Source organism: Enterobacillus tribolii, from assembly GCF_003363015.1.
Lineage (GTDB): Bacteria > Pseudomonadota > Gammaproteobacteria > Enterobacterales > Enterobacteriaceae > Enterobacillus > Enterobacillus tribolii.
The window spans coordinates 193,584-212,560 of record NZ_QRAP01000007.1; the positions used below are offsets into that span (position 1 = coordinate 193,584).

Annotated in this window: 13 protein-coding genes; 5 read left to right on the plus strand and 8 right to left on the minus strand. The window is 58.0% G+C overall.

The features are described 5' to 3' along the window. Positions 1–67 precede the first annotated feature (67 nt). On the minus strand, positions 68–1,720 hold the full coding sequence (gene hcp, locus C8D90_RS15640; RefSeq protein WP_115459396.1) for a hydroxylamine reductase: 1,653 nt from the start codon (positions 1,718–1,720) through the stop codon (positions 68–70). A gap of 191 nt (positions 1,721–1,911) precedes the next feature. Beyond that, positions 1,912–2,811, minus strand: a complete 900-nt coding sequence (locus C8D90_RS15645; RefSeq protein ID WP_115459397.1) for a lysine exporter LysO family protein — start codon at positions 2,809–2,811, stop codon at positions 1,912–1,914. Positions 2,812–2,960: 149 nt separating this feature from the next. Between C8D90_RS15645 and C8D90_RS15650 the strand changes: the two genes are divergently transcribed. After that, a complete protein-coding gene (locus tag C8D90_RS15650; RefSeq protein WP_115459398.1) occupies positions 2,961–4,628 on the plus strand; it encodes an ATP-dependent endonuclease in 1,668 nt (555 codons plus the stop codon). Positions 4,629–4,751: 123 nt separating this feature from the next. Here the strand turns inward: C8D90_RS15650 and cspD are convergent, their stop codons facing one another. After that, entirely contained in the window at positions 4,752–4,982 is a 231-nt protein-coding gene (gene cspD, locus C8D90_RS15655; RefSeq protein ID WP_115459399.1) for a cold shock-like protein CspD, read from the minus strand. Positions 4,983–5,486: 504 nt separating this feature from the next. Between cspD and clpS the strand changes: the two genes are divergently transcribed. Both clpS and clpA read left to right on the plus strand, forming a co-directional pair. Continuing rightward, a complete protein-coding gene (gene clpS, locus C8D90_RS15660; RefSeq protein WP_115459400.1) occupies positions 5,487–5,807 on the plus strand; it encodes an ATP-dependent Clp protease adapter ClpS in 321 nt (106 codons plus the stop codon). Positions 5,808–5,838: 31 nt separating this feature from the next. Further along, the gene (gene clpA, locus C8D90_RS15665; RefSeq protein ID WP_115459401.1) at positions 5,839–8,115 is read left to right on the plus strand and encodes an ATP-dependent Clp protease ATP-binding subunit ClpA; all 2,277 of its coding nucleotides are present in this window, start codon (positions 5,839–5,841) and stop codon (positions 8,113–8,115) included. A 241-nt stretch (positions 8,116–8,356) separates the two neighbouring features. Here clpA and infA read toward each other — a convergent pair whose 3' ends face one another. The 5 genes from infA to trxB form a co-directional block, all read right to left on the minus strand. Further along, complete coding sequence (gene infA / locus C8D90_RS15670) at positions 8,357–8,575, minus strand: translation initiation factor IF-1 (RefSeq protein WP_115459402.1); 219 nt, start codon at positions 8,573–8,575, stop codon at positions 8,357–8,359. A 119-nt stretch (positions 8,576–8,694) separates the two neighbouring features. Then, positions 8,695–9,402 carry a leucyl/phenylalanyl-tRNA--protein transferase gene (gene aat, locus C8D90_RS15675; RefSeq protein WP_115459403.1) on the minus strand — a complete coding sequence of 236 codons (708 nt, stop codon included), beginning with the start codon at positions 9,400–9,402 and terminating at the stop codon, positions 8,695–8,697. A gap of 31 nt (positions 9,403–9,433) precedes the next feature. Beyond that, positions 9,434–11,161, minus strand: coding sequence for a heme ABC transporter ATP-binding protein/permease CydC (gene cydC, locus C8D90_RS15680; protein WP_115459404.1), 1,728 nt, complete (start codon positions 11,159–11,161; stop codon positions 9,434–9,436). 2 nt (positions 11,162–11,163) lie between these two features. Then, the gene (cydD, locus tag C8D90_RS15685) at positions 11,164–12,930 is read right to left on the minus strand and encodes a heme ABC transporter permease/ATP-binding protein CydD (protein WP_115459499.1); all 1,767 of its coding nucleotides are present in this window, start codon (positions 12,928–12,930) and stop codon (positions 11,164–11,166) included. A gap of 189 nt (positions 12,931–13,119) precedes the next feature. After that, complete coding sequence (gene trxB, locus C8D90_RS15690) at positions 13,120–14,070, minus strand: thioredoxin-disulfide reductase (protein WP_115459405.1); 951 nt, start codon at positions 14,068–14,070, stop codon at positions 13,120–13,122. Between the two features lie 745 nt (positions 14,071–14,815). On the opposite strand from trxB, the gene lrp reads away from it, so the two are divergent. Next, positions 14,816–15,310, plus strand: coding sequence for a leucine-responsive transcriptional regulator Lrp (gene lrp / locus C8D90_RS15695; protein ID WP_115459406.1), 495 nt, complete (start codon positions 14,816–14,818; stop codon positions 15,308–15,310). Positions 15,311–15,467: 157 nt separating this feature from the next. Further along, positions 15,468–18,902 carry a DNA translocase FtsK 4TM domain-containing protein gene (locus C8D90_RS15700; RefSeq protein ID WP_230473029.1) on the plus strand — a complete coding sequence of 1,145 codons (3,435 nt, stop codon included), beginning with the start codon at positions 15,468–15,470 and terminating at the stop codon, positions 18,900–18,902. Positions 18,903–18,977 lie beyond the last annotated feature (75 nt).

The following is an 18,977-nucleotide window of genomic DNA, read 5'->3' on the forward strand; positions in this document are numbered from 1 at the left end:
TGCCCCGCGGGCGGGGCAGGAATATCCCCGGCTGAAACGCCGGGTTTGTCCGTTGCGTGCGTGGCCGTCAGGCCGCCAGAATTTCACGCATGTCGTTTTCCACCGTCGTGATGGCGCGCATGCCGAACTTCTCGTTAAGGATATTCAGCAGGTTTTCGGTCAGGAAGCCCGGCGCGGTCGGGCCGGTATAGATATTCTTCACGCCCAGCGACAGCAGGGTCAGCAGAATGACGATCGCTTTCTGCTCAAACCAGGAGAGCGTCAGGCTGAGCGGCAGGTCGTTCACCCCGCAACCCAGTTTTTCCGCCAGTTTGACCGCCAGGATAATGGCGGAATAAGCGTCGTTGCACTGGCCGACGTCCAGCAAACGCGGCAGGCCTTCCAGCGTGCCGAAGTCCAGCTTGTTGAAGCGGTACTTGCCGCAGGCCAGCGTCATGATCAGGCAATCCTGCGGGACGCTGCGGGCAAAATCGGTGAAGTAGCTGCGCTCGTCGCGGCTGCCGTCGCAGCCGCCGACCAGAAATACGTGACGCAGTTTACCGGCGGAAACCAGGTCGATCACGCTGTCAGCGGCGCTGAGCAGGGTTTCACGGCCGAAGCCGACGGTGATCAGATGTTCGATCTCACTGTACGGGAAACCGGACATGGACTGCGCCTGCGCGATGACGGCGCCGAAGTCATCGCCTTCCAGGTGCTTGGCGCCCGGCCAGCCGACGATGCTGCGGGTCCAGATGCGGTCGGTGTAGTTACCCGGATTCGGATCGATGATGCAGTTGGAGGTCATGAGGATCGGACCGGGGAATTTGGCGAATTCTGTTTGCTGGTTCTGCCAGCCGCTGCCGTAGTTACCGACCAGATGTTTGAATTTTTTCAGCTCCGGATAGCCGTGCGCCGGCAGCATTTCACCGTGGGTGTAGATATTAACGCCGGTGCCTTCGGTTTGTTCCAGCAGCATGCGCAGGTCTTTCAGGTCATGACCGGAGATCAGGATGGCTTTACCGGCAACCGGGCTGACGTTCACCTGCGTCGGCACCGGATTGCCGTAGGCGGTGGTTTCGCCGCGATCGAGGATCGCCATGACGTTGAAGTTCATCGTGCCGATGCCCATGGCGTTGTTCAGCAGGGTATCGACGTCGCGCGGCTGGGTGCCCAGCCAGGCCATGTAATGGTGGAATTCGGCGTAGATTTCATCGCTGTATTCGCCCAGTACGTGCGCGTGCTCCATATAGGCGGCGGCGCCTTTCAGGCCATACAGGCACAGCATGCGCAGGCCGTGGATGTCATCGCCGATGTCGGCTTTGTCGGCGTTCAGGGCGAAGTCTGCGGCCTGGGCGCGCAGGGTGGAGAGATCTTCGCCGGCCAACAGCAGCTCCGCCATCGGGTGATCAACACGAACGGCGGAATCAGTTTGCCGGCAGCGGGCGGCCAGCGCGCTGCGCATGGCGATGGCTTCACGGGCGTAGCCCACGATGCGCACGGATTCGAAGTTGACGTTGGTCAGGGTAGAGAAAAAAGCACGGGGCACAAAGCTGTCGATGGCGTGATCGATGATGTTCAGTTCGCGGGCTTTCAGCGCCCAGGCGGACAGACCTTGCAATACGGCGACCAGCAGGTCTTGCAGATCGGAGGTTTCAGCGGTTTTGCCACACATGCCCTGAGCGTAGGAACAGCCATTGCCGGCAGGGGTACGGATGGTTTGCTCACATTGAACGCAGTACATAGTCGCTTCCTTTTAAAGTTGCATTTATTATGAATCTTTAAAAGATTAAGACTGACGACGTCATTTAAAAAGGCTTTTTTAATGCAACAATTGCTTTGTTTGATATAGCGCAATTTATGATGGAGAAAGTGAATCATTCTCACTTTTCGGCGGGAGAAAACCGGCACGCATGATGCGCGCCGGTCAACGTATCAGGAGGAGAAGACGGCCATTAAAACCGGGGCGATCAGGCTCAGTACGAAGCCGTGCACAATTGCCGCCGGTATAACTTCCAGCCCGCCGCTGCGCTGCAGGACCGGCAGGGTGAAGTCCATCGAGGTGGCGCCGCACAGGCCGAGGGCCGCGCTCCGGCTGCGGCGCACCAGCGTGGGGATCATCATGATGGCGAAAAGCTCCCTGGCGAGGTCGTTGAAGAATGCGGCGCTGCCGATCACCGGGCCGAAGGCGTCGGTCATCATGATGCCTGAGAGGGAGTACCAGCCGTAGGCGGAGGCGATCGCCATGCCGGTGCGCAGCGGCAAACCGAGCAGCAGGGCGGCCAGCGCGCCGCCTGCCAGCGCGCTCAGGCACACGACGATCGCAATGATCATGCCGCGGCGGTTGAGCGCGATTTGCGCCAGCGTCATGCCGCCGTTGCGCAGTTGCAGGCCGACCAGCAGCAGCAAAAAGATCAGGGCGTATTCGCTGCCTGCGGAGGCATGGCGCAGCCAGCTCCATTGGGTCAGTCCGAGCAGAAAACCGCCGACCACCACGCCGCACAGCTTCAGTGATTCCAGCGCCATATGCAGACGGGACGGAAGCGTTTCCTGCTGATGCTTGCTGCGCCAGGGGCGACGGCGCTCAAGCAGGAGCAGCGCCAGTAAATTTGCGCCGATGATGCAGACGAAACACACCGAAGCGTATTGAAATATCAGCCACAGGTTGGCACTCAGGTTGTCCAGAAAAGCCAGGCTGATCCCCATGAAAAACAGAATGACGTACACCATCCAGCTCAAAAGGCGATTGATAAGGATAATCAGACTTTTTTGTCGTAAGGGAATGAGATAACCGATAATCAAAGGAACGAGAATAATTAAAAGACCTGAGTACATGGTAAACCTGGATATGTTGTGACGTGGGTAACACGCTAACCAAAAGGCGGCGGAGAGTAAAGTTAAAGCTAATGCTTGACCTGTAAGCCCTTTTTTTATCATGCTGCGGTAAAGCCAGAGAAAATCCGGGCAGGTGAAGGAGATAACATATGTATCTTGAGCGTATCGAGATAGTAGGATTCCGCGGGATTAACCGGCTTTCGTTGACGCTGGACGACAATACGGTGTTGATTGGCGAAAATGCCTGGGGGAAATCCAGCCTGCTGGACGCCATGACGCTGGCCCTGTCGCCGTCGCCGGAGCTGTATCACTTCGAGGAAAGTGACTTCTACCATCCGCCCGGCGATGAAAACGCCAAAGAGCGTTCGCTGCAAATCGTATTTACTTTCTGTGAAACCGATATCGGGCATCACCGTTCCCCGCGCTATCAGCATCTTTCCCCGCTCTGGCAAAAGGGGGAGGATCGTTTTCACCGCATCTATTTCCGTCAGGTCGGCGAATTAACGGACGACGGCTCGGTATGCACCTGGCGTTCCTTCCTTGATGAGGAGGGAAATCCGTTGGCTTTCCACCATGTGGATAAGCTGGCGCGTGAGATTATCCGTCTGCATCCGGTACTGCGCCTGCGCGACACCCGTTTTATCCGCCGTTTGCGCCCGAACATGCTGTCGCAGCATGCGGAGCTGGATAATGAGGCGATCGCGAAACAACTGGACGTGCTGACGCGCGAACTGGTGCGCAACCCGCAGAAGCTGAGCAACACCGATCTGCGCCACGGGCTTGATGCGATGAGGCAACTGCTGGAGCACTATTTTTCCGAGCAGAGCGCGGATAGCTATGTGCGCCATCGCCGGCGCCGCATAGAAAGCCTGCAAAGCAAGCAGGCGTGGCGCTCGCTGGAAAATATCAACCGCCTCATCGCCGAGTCTGGCAGCCGCAGTATGCGGATGATTCTGCTGGGCCTGTTTTCCACCTTGTTGCAGGCGAAAGGCTCTCTGATCCTCGATCCGCATGCCCGTCCGTTGCTGCTGGTAGAGGACCCGGAAACCCGCCTGCATCCCATTATGCTTTCCGTCGCCTGGGGGTTGCTGAATCAGTTGCCGCTGCAAAAAGTGACCACGACCAACTCCGGCGAATTGCTTTCCCTGATGCCGGTGGAGCGTGTCTGTCGGCTGGTGCGGCAGTCGGCCAGGGTCGCGACCTATCGCATCGGGCCGCGCGGCATGTCGCCGGAAGACAGCCGGCGCATCGCCTTTCATATTCGTTTTAACCGCGCCTCGTCGCTGTTTGCCCGTTGCTGGCTGCTGGTCGAGGGGGAAACGGAGGTCTGGCTGCTGAATGAGATGGCGCGCCAGTGCGGCTACCATTTCGAGGCGGAGGGGATTAAGGTGATTGAGTTCGCGCAGTGTGGCATCCGCCCCCTGGTTAAGTTCGCCCGGCGTATGGGTATTGAGTGGCACGTATTGGTCGATGGCGATGATGCGGGGAAAAAGTATGCGATGACCGTGCGTTCGCTTAACGAAAGCACGCAGGAAAACGATCGCGACCGGCTGACGGCGCTGCCTGCGCCGGACATGGAACACTATATGTACCGCGAAGGGTTTGCTCCGGTGTATCACCAGGTGGCGGGGCTGCCCGGTAATGTGCCGATGTCGATGCGTAAGGTGATCGACAAGGCGATACACCGCACTTCGAAGCCGGATTTGGCGATTGCCGTCGCCACGCAGGCGCAGGAGTGGGGCGTGGAATCTATCCCTTTGCTGCTGAAAGGAATGTTTTCCCGGGTGCTGTGGCTGGCGCGCGGCAAGGCAGATTAATCGCCGTGGCTTGAATTACGGCATTCCGCCTTCATATATCAACAGCGCCCGGTAAAACAAAAAATGCCGGGCGATGCCGGCATTGAGTATCATGATGGTTATCCGTGACGAGGATGGGACGATTCAGGGGGCCAGCTCTGGCTGACGTTGTGCAACCGGGACGATAGTGTCGGCATGATTGCCTTTCGGTCCCTGGTGTACGTTGAACTGCACAACCTGCCCGGCTTTAAGCGTACGGTAACCCTCCATCTGAATGGAGGAGTAGTGGGCGAATATGTCCTCGCCACCGTTTTGCGGGCAAATGAAGCCAAAGCCTTTAGCATTGTTGAACCATTTTACGGTACCCGTCTCCATGCTTAAACATCCCTCGCAAGACTTGTAGTAGGGGAAACTTGCGGTGACGGCGTGTCAACCTTCAAGCCCCGTCAGTTAATGAGATAAGATTGATACAGGACGTGCGCCTAACATGTTCGCCATGAGAGGGAACAGCGTGAACATCTTAGGGACACGCCCTACGGGCAACGATTGAGAAGGCATTCCGGATTGATTGTGACGTCGCCGCCAATCGTTCGTTATGGCAGCGTTTTGTACAAAACGACGCCAATTAACACGTTTACACTCTAGTGCATGCGGGCCTCACGTCAAGCGTGGTCCGTTTGAAATTACAGGGAATATTGCCAAACTTTGAAGCAGATAACGCTATTGTTGTAGATTGTCTGAAAAACCGTTGTCAGATGGGCGTGAGACGACACTTTAGCCGCGATCTGTGTCACAGTAATAAACGGACGCAGACGCCAATGACAGGATTTGCCTCCCGTAAACCACGGGCCGGCCGCAGCAAAAAATGATGGACAGGACATGGCAGATAACAATGATTGGCTGAATTTTGAACATTTAGTCGAAAATGAACAAATCAGTGAGGTAAAACCCCCGTCGATGTATAAAGTTATTCTAAACAACGATGACTATACGCCGATGGATTTTGTTATTGACGTTCTGCAAAAGTTCTTTTCTTATGATATTGAACGTGCAACGCAGTTGATGCTCACCGTGCATTATAAGGGAAAGGCGATTTGCGGCGTGTTTACCGCGGAGGTTGCTGAAACCAAGGTAGCCCATGTTAATCGCTATGCGCGGGAGAATGAACATCCGCTGCTGTGTACGTTAGAAAAAGCCTGATAAGGCCATCTTAAAGGGGGAGGTGCCTACTATGCTCAATCAAGAACTGGAACTCAGTCTCAACATGGCTTTCGCCAGAGCGCGTGAGCACCGCCACGAGTTTATGACAGTGGAGCATCTGCTGCTCGCGTTGTTGAGTAACCCCGCCGCGCGTGAGGCGCTTGAGGCCTGTTCGGTCGACATGGCGGCGTTGCGGCAGGAACTTGAAACCTTTATTGAACAAACCACGCCGACGTTGCCGAGCGGAGAGAGCGAGCGCGATACCCAGCCGACGCTGAGTTTTCAGCGCGTGCTGCAGCGGGCGGTGTTTCACGTTCAGTCATCCGGCCGCAGCGAAGTCAGCGGCGCAAACGTGCTGGTCGCCATCTTCAGCGAACAGGAGTCTCAGGCGGCCTATCTGCTGCGCAAACATGATGTCAGCCGTCTGGACGTGGTGAACTTTATTTCTCACGGTACCCGTAAGGATGAAAGCGGTCCGTCATCCAGCCCGGAAAATCAGCCCAGTGAAGAGCCGTCAGGCGGGGAGGATCGGATGGAGAACTTTACCACTAACCTGAACCAACTGGCGCGGGTAGGGGGGATCGATCCCCTTATCGGTCGTGAGCGTGAACTGGAGCGCACCATTCAGGTACTGTGCCGCCGCCGTAAAAACAACCCGCTGCTGGTGGGAGAATCCGGCGTGGGCAAAACGGCGATTGCGGAAGGGCTGGCATGGCGCATCGTGCGCGGCGACGTGCCGGAAGTGATGGCGGATTGCACCATTTACTCGCTGGATATCGGTTCGCTGCTGGCCGGTACCAAATATCGCGGCGACTTTGAAAAACGCTTTAAGGCGTTGCTGAAGCAGCTGGAACAGGATAAAAGCAGCATCCTGTTCATTGATGAAATCCATACTATCATCGGCGCCGGTGCGGCGTCCGGCGGGCAGGTGGATGCGGCGAACCTGATTAAACCGCTGCTGTCCAGCGGGAAAATCCGCGTCATCGGGTCAACGACGTATCAGGAGTTCAGCAACATCTTTGAAAAAGACCGCGCCCTGGCGCGCCGCTTCCAGAAGATCGACATCACCGAACCTTCGGTAGAAGAGACGGTGCAGATCCTGAACGGGCTGAAGGCGAAATACGAGGCGCATCACGACGTGCGTTATACCGCCAAGGCTATTCGTGCTGCGGTTGAGCTGTCGGTGAAATACATCAACGACCGCCACCTGCCGGACAAAGCCATTGACGTAATTGACGAAGTCGGCGCGCGCAGTCGCCTGATGCCGGTGAGCAAGCGTAAGAAAACGGTTAACGTGGCGGACATTGAGTCCGTGGTGGCGCGCATCGCGCGTATCCCGGAGAAAACGGTCTCCGCCAGCGATCGTGACGTACTGCGCAGCCTGGGCGATCGTCTGAAAATGCTGGTGTTCGGCCAGGATAAAGCCATCAGCGTGCTGACCGAGGCTATCAAGATGAGCCGCGCTGGTTTGGGCCATGAGCACAAGCCTGTGGGGTCTTTCCTGTTCGCCGGGCCGACCGGGGTGGGGAAAACCGAAGTCACCGTGCAGTTGGCGAGGGCGCTGGACATCGAACTGCTGCGCTTCGATATGTCGGAATACATGGAACGCCACACGGTAAGCCGCCTGATTGGCGCGCCTCCGGGCTATGTCGGGTTCGATCAGGGCGGGCTGCTGACCGATGCGGTCATTAAGCATCCGCATGCGGTGCTGCTGCTTGATGAAATCGAGAAAGCGCACCCGGACGTATTCAACCTGTTGTTGCAGGTGATGGATAACGGCACCCTGACCGACAACAACGGCCGCAAGGCGGATTTCCGCAATGTGATCCTGGTGATGACCACCAACGCCGGCGTACGCGAGATTCAGCGTAAGTCTATCGGCTTCCAGCAGCAGGATAACAGCACCGATGCGATGGAAGAAATCAAGAAGGTGTTTACGCCGGAGTTCCGTAACCGGCTGGATAACATCATCTGGTTCAACCATTTGTCGCCTGCGGTGATCCAACAGGTGGTCGATAAGTTCATCGTCGAGCTTCAGGCGCAACTGGATGCCAAAGGCGTGTCGCTGGAGGTCAGCGACGATGCGCGTAACTGGCTGGCAGAGAAAGGTTACGATAACGCTATGGGCGCACGCCCGATGACCCGCGTGATTCAGGAGAACCTCAAGAAGCCGCTGGCGAATGAGCTGTTGTTCGGTTCGCTGGTGGACGGGGGCTCCGTTACGGTGGGGCTGGATGCGGATAAGCAGCAACTGACCTACCAATTCCTCAGCGCGGAGAAACGCAAGGCGGAGGGGGCGGTGCATTAATGCCGTGTGCTGCAGGTTAACATGAAGCAAAAAGCGCGCCTGAAGGCGCGCTTTTTAATGCCCGGAATTCAGCAAAGGGGAGACAGATAAAAGATGTGCGAAACCGATCCGTCAAACGCGGACAGCCCTCCGTGAACCCTTTATGGCATGACCTACCCGCCGTGTGACCGGTTACCGGAATCCATGACGGGGAGAATGCTTACAATAACCGCGCGGCGATGCGCGCAGCTACGGGAGCCAATCAGCGGCTACGGAAGACAATGCGGCCTTTGCTCAGGTCGTACGGGGTCAGCTCTACAGTGACTTTGTCGCCCGTCAGGATGCGGATGTAGTTTTTACGCATTTTACCGGAGATATGAGCGGTAACGACGTGTCCGTTTTCCAGTTCAACGCGGAACATCGTGTTGGGCAGCGTATCCAGTACGGTGCCTTGCATTTCAATATTGTCTTCTTTGGACATCGAATCCTCTGAGTGTGAGTGCATCGTTTTTTAACCGGCAAGATAATGCCGAAAAACCCCGGTTATGTAAAGGCGTGTAAGTCGTTCTTCGCCGATAACAGGATCTTCTGACCGGGATTTCAGGTCGGAATGTAGGGATACAGCATTTTAGGTTGCCAGCAATAGGGGGACAACCGTTGTTTCTGATAATCCAGCAAATGGCGCAGATAATCCCGCCGCGAAATTTCACGCGCGCCGAGGGAGGCCGTATGATCGTTCAGCACCTGGCAATCGAATAATTCGCCGCCGTGGGTGACGAAATGGTGGGTGAACAGGATCAGGGCGGTTTTGGAGGCGTTGCTGACCCGGCTGAACATCGACTCGCCGCAAAACAACGAGCCCTGCGCCAGGCCGTACAGGCCGCCGACCAGTTCGCCATCCAGCCAGACTTCAATGGAATGGGCATAGCCGAGCTGGTGCAACTGAATATAGGCCTGTTGCACGTCTTCCCCGATCCAGGTGCCTTCGGCGCGCTGTTGGGCGCATCCGGCGACCACGTCGGCAAATGCCTGGTTCAGCGTGACCTGAAACGGATTGCGGCGCAGAAATTTATGCATGCTGCGGCTAATGTGCAGTTCTGCGGGATACAGCACCGCCCGCGGATCCGGAGACCACCAGAGAATGACGTCCCCTGGCGTAAACCAGGGGAAAATGCCGCGCTGGTAGGCCGCCAGCAGGCGCTCCGGGCGCAGGTCGCCGCCGATAGCCAGTAACCCGTTTGGCTCACGTAGCGCACTTTCCGGGGAAGGGAACGCAACGTTTTGTCGATCAAGTTGCATTAAACGCATGAATGTCTCTCTGTGAAACCACCAGACTTAACTATAGTCGTTGACATAGCTGATAGTAACGCCCGTGTTGTTGCAATAATGCGTCATGAGTACCCTGTTCGATAATTTTTCCGTCATCCATCACCGCGATGCGATCAAATAACGACAGGCCGTGCAGGCGATGGGTAATCAGCAACAGCGTCTTGTCATGGCAATGTTCCAGAATCAGGCGCAGGATTTGTTGTTCCGTATCTGCATCCAGTCCTTCCGTCGGCTCATCCAGCAGCAGCAGCGGCGCACGGTGCAGCAGCGCGCGTGCGATGCCGAGCCGGCGCTGTTCCCCGCCCGACAGCGGGCGGCCGCCTTCGCCCAGCCAGGCGTTCAGCCCGGCATCATTCAGCAGCTTTTCCAGCCCAACCTGTTGCAGGACGCGGGTTAACGCGTAGTCATCCGCCGCATCGTCGGCGATGCGCAGGTTGTCACGCAGCGTGGCGCTGAACACGTGCACCCGCTGGCCGACGACGCTCATGCTGGCGCGCAGGGTCGCTTCGTCGAACTGCGTCAGCGGGACGCCGTTCAGCATAATACGGCCTTGCTGCGGATCCCAGGCGCGGGTGATCAGCTGCATCAGCGTTGATTTACCGCAGCCGGTGCGCCCCAGTAAGGCGACCTTCTCTCCGGGCGTCAGGGTAAGGGAAATGTCCCGCAACGCCGCTACGGGCTGCTCAGGGTAGCTGAACGTCATGTTTTCCACTGACAGCGAGACGGACTCCCCGTGTGTACCGCAAGCGCCCTGCGCCGGGAAGGTCACTTCGGGTTGCTGGCCGATAATCTGCGCGACCCGCTGTGCCGAAGCGGTAACCTGGCCGAGGTGCTGAAATGCGCCGGCGACGGGCGCCAGCGCTTCAAAAGCGGCGAGGGCAGCAAAGACGAACAGGGCGATTAAGGCGCCTGGTTGTGATGACGCGCCGATGCCGCCGGCGGCCAGCCAGAGGATCAGGGTGAAGGTCAGCCCTGACGCCAGGATCATCAGCGCCTGTGAGAGCGCCATCAGGCGGGTCTGGCGGCGCTGATTTTCCTGCCAGTTTTGCTCTTTTTCATCCAACTGACGGCGGAACGTGGTGATGGCGCCGTAAATCACCAGCTCGGCATGTCCCTGCAGCCACATCATCAATTGGGTGCGGTAGTCTGCGCGCAGGGCGGTCAGCGCGATGCCGATCGGCTTTCCGGCGCGGTAGAACACCAGCGGGAGCAGCAACAGCAGCGCCAGCATGATGCCGCCTAACGTCAGCGCCAGCGTGACGTCCAGCCAGGCGAGGCCGAACGTCGCTACGGCAATCACCACCGCGGCGCTGAGCAGCGGTGATAATACCCGCAGATAGAGGTGATCCAGGGTATCGACGTCGGCCACCAGGCGGTTGAGCAACTCAGCATGACGGAAACGCGCGATGCCGCCCGGCGACAGCGGCAGGATCTTGCTGAAGGTGAACACCCGCAGATGAGACAACACGCGGAAGGTGGCGTCGTGGCTGACCACGCGTTCAGCATAACGGCTGGCGGTACGGATGATGGCCGCACCGCGTACGCCGCCGGCAGGCAGCATATAGTTGAAGGTATACAGCCCGGCAAATCCGGCCAGCGCAGAGGCGGCGAGAAACCAGCCGGACAGCGTCAGCAGGCCGATGCTGGCCAGCAGGGTGACGATCGCCAGCACCATACCGAGCGAAAGCCGGAACCAATGACGGCGGTAGAGCGCCAGAAAGGGCAGAAGTACGCGCATGATCACAGCTCCTTTTGGCGGGTGGCGAGCAGGGCGGAAAAGGGTCCGCCGTCGGCGCTCAGTTGTTGGTAAGTGCCTTGCTGCACCAGCTTGCCGTCGTCCATCATCCACACCACGTCAAACGATGCGGTGTCGCTGAGTTGATGCGTCACCAGCAGCGTGGTTTGTTGTAATGAGGCTTCCTGCAGCGCCTGCATCACCAGGCGTTCGCTGTGCGCATCCAGGCTGGCGGTGGGTTCGTCCAGCAGTAACAGGCGGCAGGGGCGCAGCAGGGCGCGCGCTACGGCAACACGCTGAGCCTGACCGACGGAGAGCCGTGCGGCGCCTTCGCCGACTTCGGTATCTACGCCGTGGGGCAGGGCGGGCAGGAATTCGGTGACGTAAGCGCGTTCCAGAGCCTGGGTGAGCTGCGCATCGTCGGCGTCCGGCGCGCCCAGGGTGACGTTGGCGCGCAGCGTGCTCTCCGGCAGGTTCGGGTTCTGCCCAATCCAGCCCAGATGCGCGCGCCATGCCGCCGGTGATAAATCACGCAGCTCGGTGCCGTTGACCATCAGCGAACCCCGGTAGGGCAGGAATCCCAGAATGGCGTTGATTAGCGAGCTTTTTCCCGCGCCGCTGAAACCGACGACCGCAACGCGGGTGCCGGCAGGCAGCGTGAAGTCCAGCGGCCCGGCAAGGACGCCTCCCTGCGGGGAAAGGATCTCCAGCCCCCGGGCTTCCAGCGTAACTGCGCCATCGCCTGACAGCGTTTCCCGGCCTTTTTCACGGGTTTCTCCCTCTTCAGACAGAAACGTAACCAGCGACTCGGCCGCGCCGACGGCCTGAGCCTTCGCGTGATAGAAAGTACCCAGATCGCGCAGCGGCTGGAAAAACTCCGGCGCCATAATCAACACCAGAAACCCGGCGAACAGGGTGACGCCGGCGCTGTAGTGGCCGAAGTCCAGCTCGCCGAGATAAGAGAAACCGAAATAGACGGCGACAACCGCGATGGAAACCGAGGCAAAAAACTCCAGCACCGCGGAAGAGAGGAAAGCCATACGCAGAACTTCCATGGTGCGGCTGCGGAAGTCTTCGGAGGCATGCTGGATGTTGGCGGTTTCCGCGCTGGCGCGATGAAACAGACGCAGGGTGTCCAGCCCGCGCAGGCGATCGAGGAAGTTGCCGCTCAGGCGGCCAAGGGCCAGAAAGTTGCGGCGGTTGGCGTCCGCCGCGCCCATGCCGACCAGCGCCATAAACAGCGGGATCAGCGGCGCGGTGGCGAACAGGATGAGCCCCGCCGCCCAGTTGATCGGGAAGACGGCGATTAATATCAGCAAGGGGATCATCACGGCCAGGTACATCTGCGGCAGGTAACGGGCGTAGAAATCCTGCATGTCTTCGATTTGTTCGATGATCAGCGTAGCCCAGCTTCCGGCGGGTTTGCCGTGGATCCAGGCCGGCCCCAGTTCCTCAAGGCGATCCAGCACCATTGCGCGGATTTGCCGGCGCACAGCCTGGCCGCCGCGGAAACCCACCTGTTCGCGAACCCAGCTCAGCGCGGCGCGTAACACGATGAACAGCAGTAATAACAAAAACGGGGGTTCCAGCGCCTGGCGGGGAGCCTGTTCGATAATCAGCTGGTGCAGCAGCGTTGCCAGCAACCATGACTGGGCGACGATAAAAAGTCCCGAAATAAAACCGAGCAGCATGGAGAGGCGGAGCCAGCGCCGGGCGATGACGCTGCGTTGCTTAAGCCACTGGGTTAACTCGCGTTGTCTGTCTTTATTCATATGTGCGATGGATTCTGGTGCAGAAAATACCTGACGGAATGCCCCGCGGAACATTAGCTATCTTATTGTTTTCTGGCTGGTGTCCGGGAAAGGCGTAAACAGGGATATTACAACGGCAGAGGGAGGCAGGGAACCGGAGGGAGTGAATTCTATGATAAGGGCCACCCTGAGGCGGCCCTGACTGGCGATTTATTGCGCGTCCAGATAGCGTTCGGCATCCAGCGCGGCCATACAACCGGTGCCGGCGGAGGTGATGGCCTGGCGATAGATATGGTCCATAACGTCGCCGGCGGCGAACACGCCCGGAATGCTGGTTTGGGTGGCGTTACCGTTCAGACCGGACTGCACCTTGATGTAACCGTTCTCCAGTTCCAACTGCCCCTGGAAAATCGCGGTGTTCGGGCTGTGGCCGATGGCGACGAACAGGCCGGTGACGTCCAGCGTTTCCGTGCTGCCATCCTGCGTGTTGCGCAGGCGCAAACAGGTGACGCCCATGTCGTCGCCCTGAACCTCGTCAAGCGTGCGGTTGGTGTGCAGGATGATGTTGCCGTTGCGGACTTTGTCCATCAGGCGGTCAATCAGGATTTTTTCCGAGCGGAACGAATCCCGGCGGTGGATCAGGTGCACTTCCGCGGCGATGTTGGCCAGATAGAGCGCTTCTTCCACCGCGGTGTTGCCGCCGCCGATCACCGCGACTTTCTGCTGACGGTAGAAAAAGCCGTCACAGGTGGCGCAGGCGGAAACGCCGCGGCCTTTAAACGCCTCTTCGGACGGCAGGCCCAGATAACGGGCGGAGGCGCCGGTGGCGATGATCAGTGCGTCACAGGTGTACTCCTGAGAGTCGCCGAACAGGCGGAAAGGCCGGTTTTGCAGATCCACACGCTGGATGTGATCGAAAATGATCTCCGTGTTGAACTTTTTGGCGTGCGCTTCCATCCGTTCCATCAGCAGGGGGCCGGTTAACTCTTCCGCGTCGCCCGGCCAGTTTTCAACTTCGGTGGTGGTGGTCAACTGACCGCCTTTTTCAACCCCGGTGATCAGGACCGGATTCAGGTTGGCGCGCGCTGCATATACCGCAGCGGTGTAACCCGCCGGGCCTGAGCCCAGAATCAGAAGTTTACTGTGTTTGACTGTGCTCATGAAATCCTCTTAGTTTCATACATAGCTGACCTCTGATTGTAGGGAAGTTGACGAACTAAAAAAAGCGGATGAAAAAGTTGTTATCAATTTGTTTGATAGAAAATGACTATGAATGAATATTTATAATACCTGTGGACGCAGTCAGGGAGCATTCCTATAGGCGGGCGCGGAAGATAGGCGACAATAGGGGGACGATCGCGGACGATAATCGTGTCGTCGGGAGCAGATCAAAAAACGGTGCAATAGTCACCGGCTTGGCATGTTCATCTGATTTTGCTTCTTTTGCTTTGACAATCGGCTGAGCTTTTGCGAAAACATGGTAATGGAGAAGGAATTTTAATAGATTGCCGTGCGATATCCGGCGCTCTCCGTTGCGTACAGGACTGAAAGTACGGCATTTATTCGATTAAGGTGACTTCTTCTTTTCCATTCCAGAGCAGTGCGGTCTGCCAGGGGAGTTCATTGGCTGACGTTTGCAGAAAAAACCTTCGTGGCAGTTGCGCTGCCGGGGGGCAGAAATTTTTCACGGCGCAGGGTTCGTTGCGCTGTAGTACAAAATATCGGCTCTGGTTGTTGTATGTTTATATGTTTATAAGACGCGTCAACGGAACGTCTGCGCTGTCGCAAGGCGCTCGGAACGTTGATTTATAAGGCATCGGATCTTCGTTTGAAGCAAAACCCAGTCAAAAATGAGTTTGGCCGGGGGATGGCGAGCACGGAAGAATATAAAAGAGAGACAATAAGAATGGCAGACAATAAAAAGCGCCCTGGTAAAGACCTCGATCGTATCGACCGTAATATCCTGAATGAGCTTCAGAAAGACGGACGAATTTCTAACGTTGAACTTTCAAAGCGTGTAGGACTTTCGCCGACACCTTGCCTGGAGCGTGTGCGCCGCTTGGAACGGCAGGGGTTCATCCAGGGGTACACCGCATTACTTAACCCGCATTACCTTGATGCGTCGCTGCTGGTTTTCGTTGAGATTACCCTTAACCGCGGCGCGCCTGACGTTTTTGAACAGTTTAACGCAGCTGTGCAAAAACTTGAGGAAATTCAGGAGTGTCATCTGGTTTCCGGCGATTTCGACTATTTGTTGAAAACCCGCGTGCCTGACATGTCCGCTTACCGTAAACTGCTGGGTGAAACCTTGCTGCGCCTGCCTGGCGTGAACGATACCCGGACATACGTGGTAATGGAAGAGGTGAAACAGAGCAACCGTCTGGTCATCAAGACCCGATAAGATGTGCAAAGTTTCCATGAATTAGTTACACTCCTGTGTATCTATACAGCAACAGCGCCGGGCCAAGCTCTCGGCGCTGTTGTTATGGCAGGCGTTATGGCAGATGCTATGGCTGAAAAGTTGTTATGACAGATAACAGGAACCTGGAGAGCCTTTCTTGAGCCAGGAATATACAGAAGATAAAGACGTTACGTTGCGCCATATGAGCAGCGGCCGTCGGTTGTACGAAGCGTTGCTGATCGTGGCGGCGTTGTTTGCCGTGTATCTCATGGCGTCATTGGTCAGTTTCGACCCTTCCGACCCCAGTTGGTCGCAAACCGCCTGGCATGAACCCATCCATAACATCGGCGGCAAGGCCGGCGCATGGCTGGCGGATACCCTCTTTTTTGTTTTCGGCGTGCTGGCTTACGCCATTCCCCCCGTTATTGTCGCGTTGTGCTGGTTCAGCTACCGGAACCGTGACGGCAGCGACGGCGTTGACTATTTTGCCATCGGGTTACGTCTGATCGGGCTGCTGGCGCTGATTCTGTCATCATGCGGCCTGGCTTCGCTTAACGTGGACGACCTGTACTACTTCGCTTCCGGCGGGGTGATCGGCAGCCTGCTGAGCAGTGCGCTGATCCCCATGGTCAGCGGCGTGGGTTCGACGCTGCTGCTGCTGGCGGTGTGGGCCGTCGGGCTGACGCTGTTTACGGGGTGGTCATGGCTGACCATCGCGGAGAAAATCGGCGCCGTGATGATGGGCGCCCTGACGTTCATGAGCAACCGCTCGCGGCGTGGGCGTGATGAAAAAGAAGATGATGAATATTACGATTACCGTGACGAAGCGCGGGAAGCGGATGACGTTGTAGCCGTTGGCGCGGCGGATGACGATGATGACGTACTGCTTTCTGCTGCACCATCCTTACTTCCGGACGAAGACGATGCTCTTCCGCCGGTTCTCCGCAAGCTGCCGGAAGCGCCGGTTGTCGTACACAATGCTGAAACGGAAGCGGCGGCGCAGGCGCCGGATGATGAGGCGGGCGAAGATAACGCTGCCGGACATCCGGAACGGGTGCAGGCGCAGGCTGAGACGCCGGCGCCTGTCGTTCCGCCGCTGTATTCCTTTGAAGTCGATGATGACGTTCCTGCGTCAACGGCTCAACGCGCAACGCCGGATGACGATGAAGGCCCGCGTCTGGGAAGCCTGGACCTGCAGCCGCATAAAACAACGCCGGGCGCGCTTGATTTCTCCGCCACTCCCCGCGATGACAACATCAACCCGACGCCTTATATGAATCCCGGCATTGCGCCGGGCGTCACGGTATTCGGCGGCGCGTCGCGCAATGACGCCGCGACAACCGTCATTGCGACGGGCGCAGCCGGCGCAGTGACGTTTACGCCTGCATTTACCGCTGACAGCGATTCTCAGGTGAAACAGGGCATCGGCCCTGAATTGCCACGCCCGAACCGGGTACGCGTGCCAACCCGCCGTGAGCTGGCCGCCAACGGCATCAAACTGCCTTCGCAGCGCCTGGCTGAACAGCAGGCCAGAAGAGAGGCGATGGATGCGCACGCCGCCGGATCGCTGTATGAGTCAGACGAAGAAAATGAAATTAACGATCAATACGTAGATGACGCGTTCGCCGGGGAGCCTCTGGAAGGCTATAGCGAGGAACGCAGCGACGAAGATCCGGAAGATGAGCGTCTGCGGCGCGAGTTCGCCGCGCAGCAGCAGGTGCGTTACCAGCAACAGCCTCAGGCTCCGCAACAGGTCGCGCCGCAGGACACCACAATGCGGGGCGTGACCGCTACGCACAATAATCTGATGGATTTTGATCCGGCCGAAGCGCTGCGGCGCTCAGCGCGCGGAGAACAAATTCTTGATTTTACGCCGGTTGATGATTTGGTGAATGATGGCCCCGCGGAGCCGCTGTTTACCCTGTCACAGCAGGAAGAAGAAGTGATTGCGCGTGAAGAGGTGAAGAACGACGTGCCTTTCGGCCACTATGATCATGCCGCCGCGCGTCCTCAGCCTCCCTCACCGCCGCAACCGGCTCCCGCGCCGGTCCAGGACAGCCTGTTCCATCCCTTCCTGGTGCGCGACGATCAGCCGCTGGAGAAACCGACTACGCCGTTGCCGACGCTGGATTTGCTGGCTCAGGCGCCGAAAGAGGTTGAGCCGGTGGATATGTTCGCGCTGGAACAGAAAGCGCGTCTGGTTGAAGCCAGCCTGGCGGACTATCGCGTGAAGGCCGACGTGGTGGATATTCTGCCGGGGCCGGTTATCACCCGTTTCGATCTTGACCTGGCGCCGGGTGTGAAGGCTGCACGTATTTCCAACCTGTCGCGCGACCTGGCCCGTTCGCTCTCCGCTTCCGCTGTGCGTGTGGTGGAGGTGATTCCGGGCCGGCCGTACGTCGGGCTTGAGTTGCCGAATATCAAACGTCAGACGGTTTATCTGCGGGAAGTGCTGGACTGCCCGGCGTTTCGTGATAATCCGTCTCCGCTGACCGTAGTGCTGGGCAAAGATATTGCCGGTGAGCCGGTGGTTGCCGATTTGGGTAAAATGCCTCACCTGCTGGTGGCGGGGACGACCGGTTCCGGTAAGTCGGTCGGGGTCAACGCGATGATCCTGAGCATCCTGTTTAAGGCGACGCCGAAAGAAGTGCGCTTTATCATGATCGACCCCAAAATGCTGGAGCTGTCGGTATATGAGGGGATCCCGCATCTGCTGACGGACGTGGTTACGGACATGAAAGACGCCGCCAACGCCCTGCGCTGGTGCGTGGGGGAGATGGAGCGGCGCTACAAGCTGATGTCGGCGCTCGGCGTGCGTAATATCGCCGGCTATAACGAGCGTGTCGATCAGGCCGAAGCGATGGGCCGACCGATCCCCGATCCCTTCTGGAAGCCGGGCGACAGCATGGACATGACGCCGCCGGTGCTGGAGAAAGAACCTTATATCGTCGTGATGGTAGATGAATTTGCCGATTTGATCATGACGGTTGGCAAGAAGGTGGAGGAGCTGATCGCCCGTCTGGCGCAGAAGGCGCGTGCCGCGGGGATTCACCTGGTGCTGGCGACCCAGCGCCCGTCGGTAGACGTCATTACCGGTTTGATTAAGGCCAACATTCCGACGCGTATCGCGTTTACCGTATCCAGCAAAATTGACTCACGTACCATTCTCGATCAGGGCGGCGCTGAATCTCTGCTGGGGATGGGCGATATGCTTTACCTGCCGCCGAACTCTTCCTTGCCGGTACGCGTTCACGGCGCGTTCGTCCGCGATCAGGAAGTGCATGCGGTTGTGAAGGACTGGAAAGCGCGTGAGCGTCCCCAGTACAAAGAGGGCATCCTCAACGCGGGCGATGACGGCGAAGGCGGTGGTGGCGGTTTTGACGGTGACGAAGAGCTGGACCCGTTGTTCGACCAGGCCGTGGCCTTTGTGGTCGATAAGCGTCGCGCCTCGATTTCCGGCGTTCAGCGCCAGTTCCGCATCGGTTATAACCGCGCCGCGCGTATCGTTGAACAGATGGAGATGCAGGGCATCGTCAGTGCGCCGGGCCATAACGGCAACCGGGAAGTGCTGGCGCCGCCGTCTCATGAATAGCGTCAGTGACGACGGGGCGGCTTTCTGCCGCTTCGTCGTTTAAGTACCTTTGCTCTGTCGTGCGCGAAGAAATAG